The organism is Mesorhizobium sp. CA8 (assembly GCF_020164955.1).
Taxonomy (GTDB): Bacteria; Pseudomonadota; Alphaproteobacteria; order Rhizobiales; family Rhizobiaceae; genus Mesorhizobium.
Map to the genome: position 1 here is coordinate 26,848 of NZ_JAIUHG010000016.1, position 15,127 is coordinate 41,974.

At 64.4% G+C, this 15,127-nt stretch carries 11 protein-coding genes, 1 tRNA gene and 1 pseudogene; 5 read left to right on the forward strand and 8 right to left on the reverse strand.

Going from position 1 to position 15,127, the window contains the following annotated elements; all coding sequences use genetic code 11:
• Positions 1-13: 13 nt before the first annotated feature.
• Positions 14-703: an HAD family hydrolase gene (locus tag LB553_RS18215; RefSeq protein WP_224515446.1), complete on the reverse strand. Its 690-nt coding sequence runs from the start codon at positions 701-703 to the stop codon at positions 14-16.
• A 175-nt stretch (positions 704-878) separates the two neighbouring features.
• Between LB553_RS18215 and LB553_RS18220 the strand changes: the two genes are divergently transcribed.
• Positions 879-2,012: a site-specific DNA-methyltransferase gene (locus LB553_RS18220; RefSeq protein WP_224515450.1), complete on the forward strand. Its 1,134-nt coding sequence runs from the start codon at positions 879-881 to the stop codon at positions 2,010-2,012.
• Between the two features lie 51 nt (positions 2,013-2,063).
• On the opposite strand, the gene LB553_RS18225 is transcribed toward LB553_RS18220, so the two are convergent.
• On the reverse strand, positions 2,064-2,675 hold the full coding sequence (locus LB553_RS18225; RefSeq protein ID WP_224515452.1) for an HAD family hydrolase: 612 nt from the start codon (positions 2,673-2,675) through the stop codon (positions 2,064-2,066).
• Between the two features lie 10 nt (positions 2,676-2,685).
• Entirely contained in the window at positions 2,686-3,807 is a 1,122-nt protein-coding gene (gene mutY, locus LB553_RS18230) for an A/G-specific adenine glycosylase (protein ID WP_224515453.1), read from the reverse strand.
• Positions 3,808-3,839: 32 nt separating this feature from the next.
• Here mutY and LB553_RS18235 point away from each other — a divergent pair, with 32 nt between their 5' ends.
• From LB553_RS18235 to smc, 3 genes are all read left to right on the forward strand, one after another.
• Entirely contained in the window at positions 3,840-4,349 is a 510-nt protein-coding gene (locus LB553_RS18235; RefSeq protein ID WP_224515456.1) for a DUF721 domain-containing protein, read from the forward strand.
• 154 nt (positions 4,350-4,503) lie between these two features.
• Positions 4,504-5,250 carry a DsbA family protein gene (locus LB553_RS18240; protein WP_224515458.1) on the forward strand — a complete coding sequence of 249 codons (747 nt, stop codon included), beginning with the start codon at positions 4,504-4,506 and terminating at the stop codon, positions 5,248-5,250.
• Between the two features lie 63 nt (positions 5,251-5,313).
• On the forward strand, positions 5,314-8,775 hold the full coding sequence (smc, locus tag LB553_RS18245) for a chromosome segregation protein SMC (protein WP_224515460.1): 3,462 nt from the start codon (positions 5,314-5,316) through the stop codon (positions 8,773-8,775).
• A 31-nt stretch (positions 8,776-8,806) separates the two neighbouring features.
• Here smc and LB553_RS18250 read toward each other — a convergent pair whose 3' ends face one another.
• Positions 8,807-10,519: an HAD family hydrolase gene (locus LB553_RS18250; protein ID WP_224515463.1), complete on the reverse strand. Its 1,713-nt coding sequence runs from the start codon at positions 10,517-10,519 to the stop codon at positions 8,807-8,809.
• Positions 10,520-10,744: 225 nt separating this feature from the next.
• On the opposite strand from LB553_RS18250, the gene LB553_RS18255 reads away from it, so the two are divergent.
• The gene (locus LB553_RS18255) at positions 10,745-11,668 is read left to right on the forward strand and encodes an acetamidase/formamidase family protein (RefSeq protein ID WP_224515633.1); all 924 of its coding nucleotides are present in this window, start codon (positions 10,745-10,747) and stop codon (positions 11,666-11,668) included.
• A gap of 74 nt (positions 11,669-11,742) precedes the next feature.
• On the opposite strand, the gene LB553_RS18260 is transcribed toward LB553_RS18255, so the two are convergent.
• The 4 genes and pseudogenes from LB553_RS18260 to gmd form a co-directional block, all read right to left on the reverse strand.
• Positions 11,743-11,817: transfer RNA gene (locus LB553_RS18260), tRNA-Gln, on the reverse strand.
• Between the two features lie 83 nt (positions 11,818-11,900).
• Positions 11,901-12,847 (reverse strand): annotated as a pseudogene (locus LB553_RS18265) (IS630 family transposase).
• Between the two features lie 165 nt (positions 12,848-13,012).
• The gene (locus LB553_RS18270; RefSeq protein ID WP_224515465.1) at positions 13,013-13,969 is read right to left on the reverse strand and encodes an NAD-dependent epimerase/dehydratase family protein; all 957 of its coding nucleotides are present in this window, start codon (positions 13,967-13,969) and stop codon (positions 13,013-13,015) included.
• A gap of 95 nt (positions 13,970-14,064) precedes the next feature.
• Positions 14,065-15,048: a GDP-mannose 4,6-dehydratase gene (gene gmd, locus LB553_RS18275; protein ID WP_224515466.1), complete on the reverse strand. Its 984-nt coding sequence runs from the start codon at positions 15,046-15,048 to the stop codon at positions 14,065-14,067.
• Positions 15,049-15,127 lie beyond the last annotated feature (79 nt).

Below are 15,127 nucleotides of genomic sequence, written 5' to 3' on the forward strand. Positions count from 1 at the left end.
TTGGGTTTCTAGACTAGGCGTCTTCCGACCACTCCGACAGTGCCGCGATCGTGCTCTTGAGCTCCGCCCAGCGCCGGATGACCGTTTCGGCGCCGGCGTCGGTCAGCGCATCGGCGTGGCCCGGATAGCTGTGCCCTGCGCCGGTGAAGCCGATGACGCGCATGCCGGCCGCCCTGGCGCCGGCAATGCCATGCACGGAATCTTCGATGACGAAGGTGTTCTTCGGGTTGGCGCCGAGTTTTTCGGCAGCGTAGAGGAACACGTCCGGCGCCGGCTTGGTCTTCTTGCTGGGGATATCAAGTCCTGAAAAGATACGGCCGGCGAAGAACGGCAGCAGCCGCACCTTCTCCAGCATGAATTCGACCCGCTCGGTGCGCGAATTGGAGCAGACGGCGCGTGGCGCGGTTACGGCCGCCACCGCCTCGCGGGCGCCGTCGATGATGCGCACGTCTGCGCGCAGCTTGCGGTCGACGAGTTCTTCCTCGCGGTCGATCAGCGAGGCCTGGAGCGGAATCCGCGACTTCTCCTCGACCCGCAGCATGATGTCCTTGAAGGTCAGGCCGGCATAGGTCTCGGCAAGCTCCTCGGCCGAAATCTCGAATCCGGCCGACGTCAGAAGCTCGGCATCGACGCGCGCGGCGATGATTTCGGAATCGACGAGCACGCCGTCGCAATCGAAGATGACAAGATCTGGCTGGGGCATGGCAATCCGAAGCGTGGGAGGAAATGACCTGGCTGGCTCAAGCGGCGCGGCATACACCAATGGGCCGGCCTTCGCAAACCGCCGTGGGTCAAACGGCGAGCCTTCACCGAATGTTTACGCTGATCGGTAACCATAACGGAGAGTAAAACCGTAACGCGTTTTTTTGGGTGTTTCGATGTCTGCCGTGCGTCTTCTCGACGAGCTTTCCCACGCTCCCCAACAGTCCGAATGGCTGGACACGATCCTGAAGGGCGATTGCGTCGCCGCCCTCGACAGGCTGCCGGAAAAGTCGATCGACGTCATCTTCGCCGACCCGCCTTACAATCTGCAGCTCGACGGCGACCTGCACCGGCCCGACCAGTCCAAGGTCGACGCCGTCGACGACGAGTGGGACCAGTTCGAGAGTTTCGAGGCCTATGACGCCTTCACCCGCGCCTGGCTGCTCGCGGCGCGCCGCGTGCTGAAGCCCAGCGGCACCATCTGGGTCATCGGCTCCTATCACAACATCTTCCGGGTCGGCGCCCGCATGCAGGATCTCGGCTTCTGGATCCTCAACGACATCGTCTGGCGCAAGACAAACCCGATGCCGAATTTCCGCGGCCGCCGCTTTCAGAACGCGCATGAGACAATGATCTGGGCCTCGCGTGACCAGAAGGCCAAGGGCTACACCTTCAATTACGAGGCCTTGAAGGCGTCGAATGACGATCTGCAGATGCGCTCCGACTGGCTGTTCCCGATCTGCACCGGCGGCGAGCGGCTGAAGGACGAGAACGGCAACAAACTGCATCCGACGCAGAAGCCGGAAGCCTTGCTTGCCCGCATCATGATGGCCTCGACCAAGCCGGGCGACGTGGTGCTCGATCCCTTCTTCGGCTCCGGCACCACCGGCGCCGTCGCCAAGCGCCTTGGTCGCCACTTTGTCGGCATCGAGCGCGAGCAGGCCTATATCGACGCCGCCAATGAGCGCATCGCCGCAGTGCGCCCGCTGGAAAGCGCCGATCTCACCGTGCTTTCCGGCAAGCGCGCTGAGCCGCGCGTCGCCTTCATCAGCCTGATCGACAACGGCCTTGTGGCGCCGGGCGCCACACTTTACGACGCCAAGAAGCGCTGGGCGGCGAAAGTGCGCGCCGACGGCACGCTGGCCATCGGCGATAGCGCCGGCTCGATCCACAAGATCGGCGCCGAGGTGCAGGGGCTGGATGCCTGCAATGGCTGGACTTTCTGGCACTATGAGCGCAGCGGCGGGCTCACCCCGATCGACGAGCTGCGCCGCATCGCCCGCCTTGGCATGGAGCGGGCAGGGGGCTGATCCACCTGAACCTGAATCAAAACATCAACGGATCGCCGCAAGCGATTCAGATCAGGCTGTAATCCCGAGCCGTTCAAGGTCTGCTTTAAGCGCCGCGACGTCGGTGAACAGCACGGCCTGCCAGCCCGCCGCCTTGGCGCCGTCGACATTTTTCTGGCTGTCGTCGATGAACAGCGAAGCTGCGGGATCGAGCCCGAACGAAGCGACGTGATGGTCGTAGATGGCGCGGTCCGGCTTGATCAGGCCAATATCGCCGGAGACCGTGATGCCGCGCGGCTTTTCAAGGAACGGAAAACGGGCGCGAGCCTCGCGGAATGTGTCCGACGCCCAGTTGGTGAGCAGCGTCACGTCGCGGCCGTCATCGATCAGGCCCTCGAGCAGCGCGACACTGTCGTCATAGGCATGCGGCACCATATCATGCCAGTGGCGGCGGAAGTTGCGGATGTTCTCGGCATGGGCGGGATGCTCGGCGATCAGCAACGACTCGGCTTCTTCCCAGGTCCGGCCACGGTCCTGCTCGACGTTCCAGGCGCTGGTGCAGACATTGTCGAAGAACCACTTCCGCTCCCCGGCGTCCGGGATAAGCCGGCTGAACGGGATGTCCGGATCGTAGTGGACCAGCACCTTGCCGATGTCGAAGACGATGTGGCGTATCTCGGTCATTGCAGGCCTTTCAGCGGGTAGGTTGTTTCTTAGTCGCGCCCGGTATCGCCGCCTCGATCACCTTTTTCATGACGGTAGGCAGCGCTTCCCCGGAAATTTCATGGGCCACCGACCAGAAGTGCCCCGCCGGCGCATCGCGCTTGATGTGGGCATGGAAGATTTCGAGTTCGAGAGAGAAATGGGTGAAGACATGGCCGATCTGCCCGGCGCGCCGCCAATCGGCGGCAAAAGGCGCAGCCTCGGCCGTCGTGGCGCCATCGATCCGCGCCGTCCAGCCGGTGGTCGGCACCTCCGTCATGCCGCCGAGCAATCCCTTCTCCGGCCGTTTGCGCAGAAGGATGGCGCCGTCGGCGCGCTCGGCGACGAAGGCAGCACCCTTGCGCAGCGGCTTGTCGTCCTTCGGCAGGCGGACCGGGAAGCGTTCCGGATCGCCGGTGAGGATGGCGCTGCAATCCTCGCGCACTGGGCAGAGCATGCAGCGCGGCCGCTTCGGCGTGCAGATTGTCGCGCCGAGATCCATCATCGCCTGGGCGAAATCGCCGGGCCGCGTCCGCGGCACCAGCTTTTCGACCAGCGCGCGGATTTGAGGCTTCGCTTCGCTGAGCGGCGTTTCGATTGAATAGAGCCGGGTCATCACCCGCTCGACATTGCCGTCGACGACCGCCGCCGGCTGGTCGAAGGCGATCGCCGCGATCGCCGCCGCGGTGTAGGCACCGATGCCGGGCAGTTCGCGCAAGCCCGCCTCGGTGTCGGGAAAGCGGCCGCCCCGCAGCGCCACGAGGTCGGCGCAGGCTTTCAGGTTGCGCGCCCTGGAATAATAGCCAAGCCCGGCCCAGGCCTTCATCACGTCCTCGGCTGCCGCCGCCGCCAGCGCCTCGACCGTCGGCCATTTCTCGACGAAGTTGCGGAAATAGGCTTTCACCGCCTCGACCGTGGTCTGCTGCAGCATTACCTCGGACATCCAGACGCGATAGGGATCGGCCCGCACGCCGCGCGCAAACGCGCCCGGGGCGACGCGCCAGGGCAAGTCGCGATGGTGGGCGTCATACCAGGCAAGCAGGCGGGACGCGATGTCCGTATCGCCGGACGCGGCCTGCTGTGATGCCTTGCGGGTCTGGTTCAGTGGTGCCATTGATCGGATTAGTTGGGGATTGGAGAACGCACATGGCAGGGAAAAGGCCCTTCGGCAATCCCGTTCCGGTGAGCGATCTCGCGACCGAGATCCTCGATCCGGTGCTGAAGAAGCGCGCCGGCATCTCGATCGGGCTGGTGCAGTCCTGGGAAGAGATCGCCGGGCCTCGGCTCGCCAGCCATTCGCGGCCGGAGAAGATACACTGGCCGCGCCGCCTGCATGAAGACGACCCGTTCGAGCCGGCGACGCTGATCATCGCCTGCGAAGGCATGGCCGCGCTGCACCTGCAGCACGAGGCCGGCGAGGTCATCAACCGCGTCAACGCCTTTCTGGGCTTCAACGCGGTCGGCCGCATCAAAATCCTGCAAAAACCGGTGCTTTCGCAAAAGGCACGGCCGAAGCCGGCGCCGCGGCCTTTGAGCGAGGCCGAGAAATCGAAGCTTTCGCATCTGGTCGGCAAGATCGAGGATGACGGCTTGCGCGCTTCGCTGGAGCGACTCGGCGCCACAATTATGGGTGAAAGGAAGCCCAAAGGGTCGTAAGAAGCGTCATGAATGCGTCGCCAATCTCGCGCATTCGTGATGCTTATGATCGAGTTTCGCGATTGGATTGGGGATCGCAATGCCTTAATTCGCGCCAACTCTCGCCTTTTCTAGCCCTTGCATTGCAAAATCCAACCGATATCAGGTGATTCGCATGAACCGTGCCCCGTTTGGCAAAAGTCTGTCACGCAGAAACCTTCTGACCACGCTGGCCGCTGTTCCTGCGGTGGCGCTGCTTGCCGCATGCAGCGACTCGGGCGAGGAGGCGAAGGCGGCCGATGTGAAGCCTGCCAACCCGTCTACGCCTGCCAAGCCGGCCGCCACGCCGGCGGCGGCCCAGGCGCCCGAGGCGCAAGGCACCGTCGACATGGCGGAATTGCTCAAGCCCGGCGCGCTGCCCGACAAGCAGCTCGGCAAGGACGACGCCAAGGTCACCATCGTCGAATACGCATCGATGACCTGCCCGCATTGCGCGCATTTCAACGACACCACCTTCCCGCAGTTGAAGTCGAAATACATCGACACCGGCAAGGTCCGTTACATCCTGCGCGAATTCCCCTTCGACCCGAGCGCCGAGGCCGGCTTCATGCTGGCGCGCTGCTCCAAGGACAACTACTTCGCCATGGTCGACGTGCTGTTCAAGCAGCAACCGAGCTGGGTCGGCGTCAGCAACACCAAGGAAGCACTGCTGCAGATCTCCAAGCTGGCCGGTTTTACACAGGAGTCCTTCGAGGCCTGCTTGACGGACCAGAAACTTCTGGACGATGTGAGAGCAGTCCAGAAACGCGGAGCGGACGAGTTCAAGGTCGACTCGACGCCGACCTTCTTCATCAACGGAAAGACCTACAAAGGGGCGATGTCGATTGAGGAAATGTCGGCCATCATCGACCCTCTGCTCTGACATCCAGGCCGCGCCGAAGCGGTCCGGCTTCGGCGCGCACGCCTGTAGTATTGGGCGGCGCGAATGAAGTTTTCGCGCCTTCGCCTCCTCGGTTTCAAGTCCTTCGTCGAGCCCGGCGAGTTCGTCATCGAACGCGGGTTGACCGGCATTGTCGGGCCGAATGGCTGCGGCAAGTCGAATCTCGTCGAAGCGCTGCGCTGGGTGATGGGCGAAAGCTCCTACAAGAACATGCGCGCGTCCGGCATGGACGACGTGATCTTCTCCGGCTCCGGCGCGCGGCCGGCGCGCAACACCGCCGAAGTCACGCTTTTCCTCGACAATACGGACCGCACCGCGCCAGCCGCCTTCAACGATGCCGATGAATTGCAAGTGTCGCGCCGCATCGAGCGCGAAGCGGGCTCGCTCTACCGCATCAACGGCAAGGAAGCCCGCGCCAAGGACGTGCAGCTTCTGTTCGCCGACCAGTCGACCGGCGCGCGCTCGCCTTCCATGGTCGGCCAGGGCCGCATCGGCGAGCTCATCCAGGCGAAACCCCAAGCCCGCCGCGCGCTGCTTGAAGAAGCCGCCGGCATCTCCGGCCTGCACACGCGCCGCCATGAGGCGGAACTGAGGCTGAAAGGCGCCGAACAGAACCTCGAGCGGCTGGACGACGTCGTCGGCGAGTTGGAAGGCCAGATCGACAGCCTGAAGCGCCAGGCGCGCCAGGCTTCGCGCTTCAAGAACCTGTCGGCCGACATCCGCAAGGCGGAAGCGACGCTTCTGCATCTGCGCTGGACCTTGGCCAAGACCCAGGAAGGCGAGGCGCGCTCGGCGCTCGCCGTCGCCACAACGCTGGTCGGCGACCGCGCCGCGGCCCAGATGGCGGCAGCCAGGGAGCAGGGCATCGCCGCCCACCGGCTGCCGGACCTGCGCGACGCCGAAGCAGCCGCGGCCGCCGCCTTCCAGCGCCTGTCTATCGCCAAGACGCAGATCGAGGAAGAGGCCGGCCGCATCCGCTCGCGCCAGGCCGAGCTCGAACGCCGGCTGCAGCAGCTCGACGCCGACATCGCCCGTGAGGAGCGGATGGTGCGCGACAATGCCGATATCCTCGAGCGCCTGCGCTCCGAGGAGGCTGAGCTCAACTCGGACAATGCGGGCGCCGCCGAGCGCGAGGCGACCACGCGTGTCGCCTTCGAGCAGGCCGGCGCGACGCTGTCGCAGAGCGAGGCAAAACTTGCCGCGCTGACCGCCGAACGCGCCGAGGCCGCCGCCTCGCGCCACCAGATCGAGCGCAGTTTGCGCGAGACCGCCGAGCGCCGCGACCGCTTCGCCCGTCAGCTGGCCGAGGTCGACCGCGAGCTTTCCGATATCGCCGCACGCATTTCCGGCTTGCCCGATCCGGCCGAAAAGCGGCTTCTGGTCGAGGATGCGCTTGCCCGGCTGGAAGAGAGCGAGGCCGGCGCCATCGCCGCCGAGCAGGCCGTCGCCGAGGCGCGCGCAGCCGAAAACGCCGCCCGCCCGCCGCTGCAGGACGCCAGGGCGGAACTGGCGCGCATCGAGACCGAGGCGCGCACGCTGGCGAAGATCCTCAACGCCACCAGCGGCGGCGATCTTTTCCCTTCTGTGCTTGAGCAGATCAGCGTCGAGCGCGGCTATGAGACGGCGCTGGGTGCGGCGTTGGGCGAGGACCTTGATGTCCCGCTCGACCGCAGCGCACCGGTGCATTGGGGCGAAAGCGCGATCCAGCCGGGCGACGCGTCACTGCCCGAAGGCGTGAAAAGCCTTGCCAGCGTCGTGCGCGCACCGGCGCAACTCGCCCGCCGTTTGGCGCAGATCGGCATCGTCGATACCTCGGACGGGCGCCGCCTCCAGGCGCAGCTTTCGCCCGGCCAGCGGCTGGTCAGCCGCGACGGCGCGCTCTGGCGCTGGGACGGCTTGACCGCGAGCGCCGATGCCCCGACCGCCGCCGCGCTGCGGCTGGCGCAGAAGAACCGTCTGGCCGAGCTCGATGCCGAAGCCGTGCAGGCGACGCGCGTCGTGCGCGAGGCCGAGGAAGCGCTGGCGCGCGCCGAGCAGACGATGCGCCAGGCAAGCGAGGCCGAACGCAATGCGCGCCAGGCCGGCCGCGACGCCCAACATGCGCTGGATGCCGCCCGCAACGTCCTGGCCGAGGCCGAGAAGGCCGGCGGCGAGCTGGTGAGCCGGCGCGCTGCCCTGGACGAAGCCCGTGCCCGCATCGTCGACAGCCACGAGGAGACGCAGGCCGCCTTCGTCGAGGCCGAGGAGATGCTGAAGGACGCGCCTGATCTGGGCGATCTCCAGCTGCAGCTCGAACAGGCTTCCGCCAACGTCTCGCGCGACCGCGCCACGCTTGCCGATGCGCGTGCCGTGCATGAAGGGCTGCGGCGCGAGGCCGAGGCGCGCATGCGCCGGCTGGATGCCATCGGCGCCGAGCGCAAGAACTGGCTGGAGCGCGCCGAAAATGCTTCGACGCAGATCGCCGCGCTTGGCGAGCGCAAGGCGGAGGCCGAAGCCGAGCGCGAGCGGTTGGCCGATGCGCCCGACGAGATCGACGCCAAGCGTCGCGCGCTCCTGACGCAGCTTTCCGAGGCGGAGGCGCTGCGCCAGGCGGCGAGCGACCGCTTGCAGGAGGCGGAAAACAAGCAGGCCGAGCTCGACAAGGCGGCGACCGCCGCCATCCAGTCGCTCGCCGAGGCGCGCGAGACCCGCGTCCGCGCCGAGGAGCGGCTCACCGCCGCCGACGAGCGGCGCGCCGAGATCGAGGCGCGCATCCAGGAAGCGCTGAACACGCCGCCGCATCTGGTCATCAAGCACACCGGCCTCGAAGCCGACGATCCGATGCCCGACATGGCCGAGATCGAACGCCAGCTTGACCGGCTGAAGATTGAGCGCGAGCGGCTCGGCGCCGTCAACCTGCGCGCCGAGGAAGAGCAGAAGGAGCTGTCCGACAGGCTCGAGACCATCGTCTCCGAGCGCGAAGACATCATCGAGGCGATCCGCAAGTTGAGGCAGGCGATCCAGAGTCTCAACCGCGAAGGGCGCGAACGGCTGCTGTCGGCCTTCGAGATCGTCAACGGCCATTTCCAGCGGCTGTTCTCGCACCTGTTCGGCGGCGGCACGGCCGAATTGCAGCTGATCGAGTCGGAAGATCCCCTGGAAGCGGGGCTGGAAATCCTCGCCCGCCCGCCCGGCAAGAAGCCACAGACCATGACGCTGCTTTCCGGCGGCGAGCAGGCGCTGACGGCGATGTCGCTGATCTTCGCCGTGTTCCTCACCAACCCCGCGCCGATTTGCGTGCTCGACGAGGTCGACGCGCCGCTCGACGATCACAATGTCGAGCGCTTCTGCAATTTGATGGACGAGATGTCGAAGACCACCGAGACGCGCTTCGTCATCATCACCCACAACCCCATCACCATGGCGCGCATGGACCGGCTGTTCGGCGTTACCATGGCCGAGCAGGGCGTCAGCCAGCTGGTCTCGGTCGATCTGCAGGCTGCCGAAGCGATGCGCGAGGCGAGCTGAGAGCTAGGCCGGTTCAGGCTGGCGAGCCGATCTACTTCTCCGCAGCCGTGGCAGGCGCCGTGTAGCGCCGCCGCACGGCGTCGATCACCAGCTTGCGGCTCTCGTCGGCCGACAATGCCTTGTTCTTCTCCGCCTCAGCCGTTTCTCGGGCGAGGTCCTTGTCCCTGATCTGTTGGCGGAACCATTTGGAATAGTCGCCGGCGCGCAGATGGTACTCCCATGTCTTGTCGTCGATGCCTTCCGCCATCTGCGCGAAGATGATGAGATTGTGGGCCCTGAGGTTCATCGCCTTCCTCGGACCGGTGAAGTAGAAGCTGCCTGCCTCGTCGAGCTCGCCTTCGGCATATTTGCGGCTGTGGCGCTTCAGCGACTGGTCCGGCTCGATTGCCTTTACCGTGAACGGCTTCTTGCCGTCGTGCGGCCGCCAGAACAGTACCCGGTCGCCTTTGGGCAACGGAATGCTCTTTGGAGCCTGGAGCCCCGTTTCCTTGCAGAAGGTCTTGATCACGCCCTTCGCCTTGGGCCCAAGCGCAATCACCGCCGTCACCAGGCCGAGCGCATCGGTCGAGATTGCTTCCGGATGGACAGTAATCAGCACCGTGCCGGGCAGCTCGATCGAAAGCACGGATCGCGTATCCCCGCGTCGCTTGGGCATCAAATGATGCGCCTCGTCGATGATCAGCCAGTGCGGCCTTGCCGTGCGATAGCGGACATTGCCGAGGCCGGGCAGCAATTCAGCGAAGAAATCGGGCCTCTCATCGACCTTCAACGCCAGGCCGTTGACCACGATATTGGTCTGCGGTTTCTCGATTAATTCCAGCAACTGTTCCTTGTTCGGTGCAGTCGAGCCGTTGCCGAGCGGCACCGCGCCTTTCAGTCCGTCATAGTCGCCCTCGGGGTCGAAAATGCAGAATTGCAAACCCTTTTCGACCAGCCGCTCGGTGAGCGCTGTGGCCAAGGTCGATTTGCCGATGCCCGAGCTGCCGGCGATCAGCACCGTCTCCATCGGCGACAAGTAAATGTCCTTGCCGCGTGAGGTCCCGAGCAGCACGCCGCGCAAGCGTTTTTTAGCCAGCAGATGATCGTGCTTGACCAGCCTGCGGATCAGCTCCTCGACGCCCTTGCCGCGCGTTTCCTTGGTGACGAGGTCGGCGGTTTCCTTGACGGCGGGCAGCGCGTTGGCCACCGCGACGCTGCAGCCCGAAGCCCTGAGGAAGGCGTGGTCGTTTTCCGCGTCGCCAACGGCCACGACATTGTGCGGCGACAGCTTCAGGTCGTCGAGCGCTGCCGCCAACCCGGTCGCCTTGTTGATGCCGGAAGGCAGGATCATCACCGCGCCCTTGTTGAAGATGATCTCCAGCTCCAGCCCAAGCTGCTTGATGACGTCGAGCACGGTGGCTTGGTGCGGCTCCCAGGTGGCGACGATCGAGCGGCCGACGGACAGCGGCTTCACGCCGCGCTTCTTGAGCCTGTCGACAAGATCCGCGGAAGGCGAGGGGGCGATCGTGCGCTCTTCCTCGCTGGCCGGCGTGTAGACCAGCGCGCCGTTTTCGGCGACCACCTTGTCGAACAGGGAAAGTTCGGGAAACACCTCCTTGAGATCGGGCAGTTCCCGTCCGGTGACCAGGATCAGCTTGCGCCCGGATTTCTTCAGCTTCTCCAGCGCCGAGACCGTGCTGGCCGCGACCAGGCCGTCATGCGCCAGCGTGCCGTCATAGTCGGTGGCCAATGCCATGAAATACATCGGTTGAACGTCTCCGAAGGCTGTTTGCCCACCCGCCAGGAGAACCCGGCCGCGTGGACCACAACGCCTGGCGGCACAAAAGGTTTAGGTCGAGCACTGGATTTGTCAGGCCGGTGCCAGGCCGTCATCGCAGCGGGGGACTCGCCCATGCAAACGAAACGGTCGCACGCCCCGGAGCCCGATCTGCCACTTGCCGCGCCACAACGTCTTCGCTACTGCCATTCCATGGCAACGCACAGGCTCATCAACACCACGTGGCACAATGTCCTCGGTATGGTTGCGCCGGCGCTCACAATTGCATCCGGCGATGTGGTGACGACGGAAACGCTCGACGCTCGGGGCTTCGATAAGAACGATGTGCAACGGGCACGGGGACCAAACCCAATGAACGGCCCGATCTTCGTGACTGGGGCCGAACCTGGCGACGCCCTCCGCGTGGACATCCTGCGCATGGACCCGATCCGCTCCACCGGGTGGACGATCTCGTCACTGGCCCCAAACGTCGTCGATCCGGAGGCTGCTCGCGGGTTGCCGGCACGGGACAAAGTCACCTGGCGGATCGACCCGGAATCGCGAACTGTGGCGTTGCAGGAGCCGCCGCCGGGCCTTGAAAGCTTCATTTTGCCGGTCGAGCCTATGATTGGCTGCTTTGGCGTGGCGCCATCGATGGGCCAGGCTTTCTCTACTGCGACCAGTGCAGAAAATGGCGGCAACATGGATTACCGCGGGTTTCGGCCTGGTGCGACCGTCTGGTTCCCCGTTGCCGTGGAGGGTGCGCTCTTCTTCGCCGGCGATTGCCATGCGGCGCAGGGCGATGGCGAGATTGTCGGAACCGGGATCGAAACCTGTTTTCAAATCGAGCTTCGCTTAACCGTTGAAAAGGATAGGCGGCTAGTATGGCCTCGCGGTGAGAACGAGACTCATATTTTCTCTATTGGCAACGCGCGCCCGCTTGATCAGGCCCTGCAGCACGCGACCACGGATATGCTTAACTGGCTGACCGGCGACTACGGCTTGTCCGCCGAAGCCGCATCCCATCTGATGGGACAGGTTGTCCGATATCACGTCGGAAACGTTTTTGACCCTGCCTACACGATGGTTTGCCTTATCGAAAAGCGATGGCTTCCGAAGCCGGCCTCCGTAGGCTGACCGGGCGATCGCAGGAAAGAGCGGTTTTCTGTTCGGAATAGGGTCGAAAATGGCCGGATCTGCTTGATGGCAGTTGGCTGGGGCGCCAGGATTCGAACCTGGGAATGTCGGTACCAAAAACCGATGCCTTACCGCTTGGCGACGCCCCAGCAGGCGGGGCATGCCGCGCTGCGCGCGGCCTTATAGGACGAGGCGGAGCAAAGCTCAATGCCGGAAAATCAACTAGAGTCTTTCATGTTTTGACGGAAGCGTATCCGGCGTTTTCGAAGTAGTTCTTGCATTCGGTTGCCTCGATGGTTGCGACGAGGTGGCCGATGTGGCGCCAAGTGTCCTCGACGGTGCGTTTCTGAGCCTGGCGCATCCAGTGCTTGATCTTGGCGAAGGCCTGCTCGATCGGATTGAGGGTCCGGTGAGTAGGGCGGCAGGTACCAGAGCCTGGCGCCAGCGGCCCTGATCATCTGCCTGATGGCAGCGGACTTATGGCTTCCCAGATTGTCCATGACGACGATATCGCCGGGTTCAGCACGGTGATGAGCTGCTGTTCGACATAGGCGGAAGCATTGGCCGTTGATCGGTCCGTCGAAGACGCAAGGTGCCGCGAGCCGATCACAGCGCAGCGCGCCGAGGAAAGTCAGCGTGCGCCAGTGGCCATGTGGAGCCAGGCCGCGCAGCCGCTTGCCCTTCGGCCCCCAGCCGCGCAGGGGAGCCATGTTGGTCTTGATCCAGGTCTCATCGATGAAGACCAAGCACTGCGGATCGAGGCCGGCCTGCCAGGATCGCCATCGCTGGCGCCTGCGGGCAATATCGGCGCGTGCCTGCTCAAGGGCGAACAGCGTTTTTTTTAAAGCTCAGGCCTTCGCGGCGCAGGAACTGCCACACTGCGTTGTGCGAGACCTTGACCCCACGAGCGGCCAACTCGTCCTTCAGCCGATGCAGAGTCAATTCACAGGTCTGATTGATCCGCTCCACGATGAAGGCACGGTGCGGCTCCAGCACCCTCTTGCGACGCCCGCCCATTTTGCCAGGCGCTATCGAGCCGGTCGCCTGATGACGCTGCAACAACTTCACCGCCGCCGAAACCGAAATGCCGAACCGCTTGGCGGCCGACCGGCGGCTCTCGCCGCTCAAAACTGCCGCTACAACCCGCTCGCGAAGATCATCGGAAAGAGGTCGAACCATCTGATGCTGGCCTCCAATCCAGCCAGCATCTTGAATCACAAATCCAACCGAGCGGGAATCCCTTCCGATTCTGTCGAGCGGTGAAACGCTCTAAAGCGATAGCGACGCGGGGCCACGGCAGCGGTTCAGCCTACGCTCTCCGGGAAACAGGCGATGCATCCCTGCCTACGCCTGGGCCACACGCACGCGGCAATCCTCCAGGACGGCCGCAAGCGTATCTTCGAAGGAATGCTCGGGCGCCCAGCCAAGCAAGGTCCGGGCACGGGTCGCATCGCCAACGATGCATGGCAGATCGCTCGGTCGCAACCGCAGGGGATCCTGCTCCGTGACGATCCTGGCGCTGCTTTGCGCGAGCAGCAGATCGAGGATGTCTCCCATCCGCCAGGAAACGCCGGATGCAATGTTGAAAATGGTGTTCGGGGCAAGGTCGCGGCTGGTCAAGACCGCGCGGGCATAGGCATTGGCGATGTCGCGCACATCCAGGAAATCGCGCCTCGCATCGAGATTGCCGACGCGGATGACCGGCTGAGCCAGGCCTGCTTCGATCCGTGCGATCTGCATGGCGAAGGCCGGGACCGCAAAGGCTTCCGTCTGGCCCGGGCCTGTATGGTTGAAGGGACGCATCCGGACGCACTTCAATCCCTGGCGTGAAAGTGCGCCGAGCGCGAGGTCGGCCGCGGCCTTGGTCACGGCGTAGTCGTCGATCGGAGCAAGCAGCGTGTTTTCGTCGAGCGGTCGTCCGGTTTTCGCGCTTTCGCCATAGACCAGGCCGGATCCGATATGGATCAGCCAGCAGTCCGGAGCCTTGTCGAGGATGGCATTGGCCAGGTTGAGTGCGCCGTCCACATGAATGCGCCACGTGTTTCGGGGGTCGGCCTGGGCGGCACCCAGTGCCGCGACCGCCGCCAGGTGAACGACATGGGTGGGCCGGTGACGGGCCACGGCGTCCTGCACGGCAGTCGCGTCTGTCACGTCCAACTCCTCGACCTGGCCGAAAGCGGGATGCGGACCACCGTCCTTTGAGGTCGCGGCAACGGCAATTTCGTGGCCGCAAATCCTGCGCAGCGCGTCGAGCACATAGGGACCGACGAAACCGTTGGTGCCGGTTATCAAAACCCGCATGCCGGCCTCACGAACCACGACGTATCGTCCGCATGTCGATGCGTGGCGAAAGACGGTGCGTCAAGTCATCGACCCGTAAATGCAAGGGCTTCCTTTCAACGCCTGGGTGCCGCGTGGCGCGCCAGATCGGCGTCCACCATTTCACGAATCATCTCTTCCAGGGAGATCGTCGCTTCCCATCCGAGTTTCGCCTTTGCCTTGGCCGGATTGCCGAGCAGGATTTCGACTTCCGCCGGCCTGAACAAGTCAGGATCGATGACGAGATGATCGTCCATCTTCAGCCTCACATGCTCGAAGGCGATCCTGCACATGTCGCGCACCGTCGTTGTTCTGCCCGTGGCGACGACATAGTCGTCGGGCTGATCCTGCTGCAGCATCAGCCACATGGCGCGGACATAGTCCCTGGCGTGGCCCCAGTCGCGCTTGGCATCGATGTTGCCCAGGCGCAGTTCCCTTGCCAGGCCCCTCTTGATGCGCGCGACGGCGTCCGTGACTTTGCGGGTCACGAATTCGATGCCGCGCAGCGGCGATTCGTGATTGAACAGGATGCCGCTCGATGCGTGCAGGCCGAAGCTCTCGCGGTAGTTGACGGTGATCCAGTGACCATAGGCCTTTGCCACCGCATAGGGGGAACGGGGATGGAAAGGCGTGGTCTCCGACTGCATCGGCTCCTGGATAAGGCCATACATCTCCGATGACGAAGCCTGATAAAAACGCGCCTCGGGAATTTCGAGACGCAGCGCCTCGAGAACATTCGTGACGCCGATGCCAGTGACGTTGCCCGTCAGGATCGGCTGCTGCCAGGAGGATTTGACGAAAGACTGTGCGGCAAGATTATAGACCTCGTCCGGCCTTATGTTGCGCAGGGCTCGGGCCAGGCCCGACAGGTCCGTGAGGTCGCCATCCACGATCCGCACTTCGTTCTCGATCCCTAGCCATTTCAGGCGCGCGGTGTTGACCTCGGCTGTGCTCGACCGTCGCGCCAGCCCGTATACTGTGTACCCCTTCGAAAGCAGGAGCTGTGCCATATAGGCGCCATCCTGCCCCGTAATGCCGGTTATCAACGCTGTCTTCGTCATCGATGCTCTCGGGGGTCGAGCGGCCGCGACCCCCAGTTGTAGAGCGGGCCGCGCTCCCGGGCTGTGGCAACCGCCGTCG

What these genes read in the sequence shown, in the direction of transcription:
- LB553_RS18215 (WP_224515446.1), bottom strand. Translation starts at nt 703, where the DNA reads ATGCCCCAGCCAGATCTTGTCATCTTCGATTGCGACGGCGTGCTCGTC.
- LB553_RS18220 (WP_224515450.1), top strand. Translation starts at nt 879, where the DNA reads ATGTCTGCCGTGCGTCTTCTCGACGAGCTTTCCCACGCTCCCCAACAG.
- LB553_RS18225 (WP_224515452.1), bottom strand. Translation starts at nt 2,675, where the DNA reads ATGACCGAGATACGCCACATCGTCTTCGACATCGGCAAGGTGCTGGTC.
- mutY (WP_224515453.1), bottom strand. Translation starts at nt 3,807, where the DNA reads ATGGCACCACTGAACCAGACCCGCAAGGCATCACAGCAGGCCGCGTCC.
- LB553_RS18235 (WP_224515456.1), top strand. Translation starts at nt 3,840, where the DNA reads ATGGCAGGGAAAAGGCCCTTCGGCAATCCCGTTCCGGTGAGCGATCTC.
- LB553_RS18240 (WP_224515458.1), top strand. Translation starts at nt 4,504, where the DNA reads ATGAACCGTGCCCCGTTTGGCAAAAGTCTGTCACGCAGAAACCTTCTG.
- smc (WP_224515460.1), top strand. Translation starts at nt 5,314, where the DNA reads ATGAAGTTTTCGCGCCTTCGCCTCCTCGGTTTCAAGTCCTTCGTCGAG.
- LB553_RS18250 (WP_224515463.1), bottom strand. Translation starts at nt 10,519, where the DNA reads ATGTATTTCATGGCATTGGCCACCGACTATGACGGCACGCTGGCGCAT.
- LB553_RS18255 (WP_224515633.1), top strand. Translation starts at nt 10,745, where the DNA reads ATGGCAACGCACAGGCTCATCAACACCACGTGGCACAATGTCCTCGGT.
- LB553_RS18270 (WP_224515465.1), bottom strand. Translation starts at nt 13,969, where the DNA reads ATGCGGGTTTTGATAACCGGCACCAACGGTTTCGTCGGTCCCTATGTG.
- gmd (WP_224515466.1), bottom strand. Translation starts at nt 15,048, where the DNA reads ATGACGAAGACAGCGTTGATAACCGGCATTACGGGGCAGGATGGCGCC.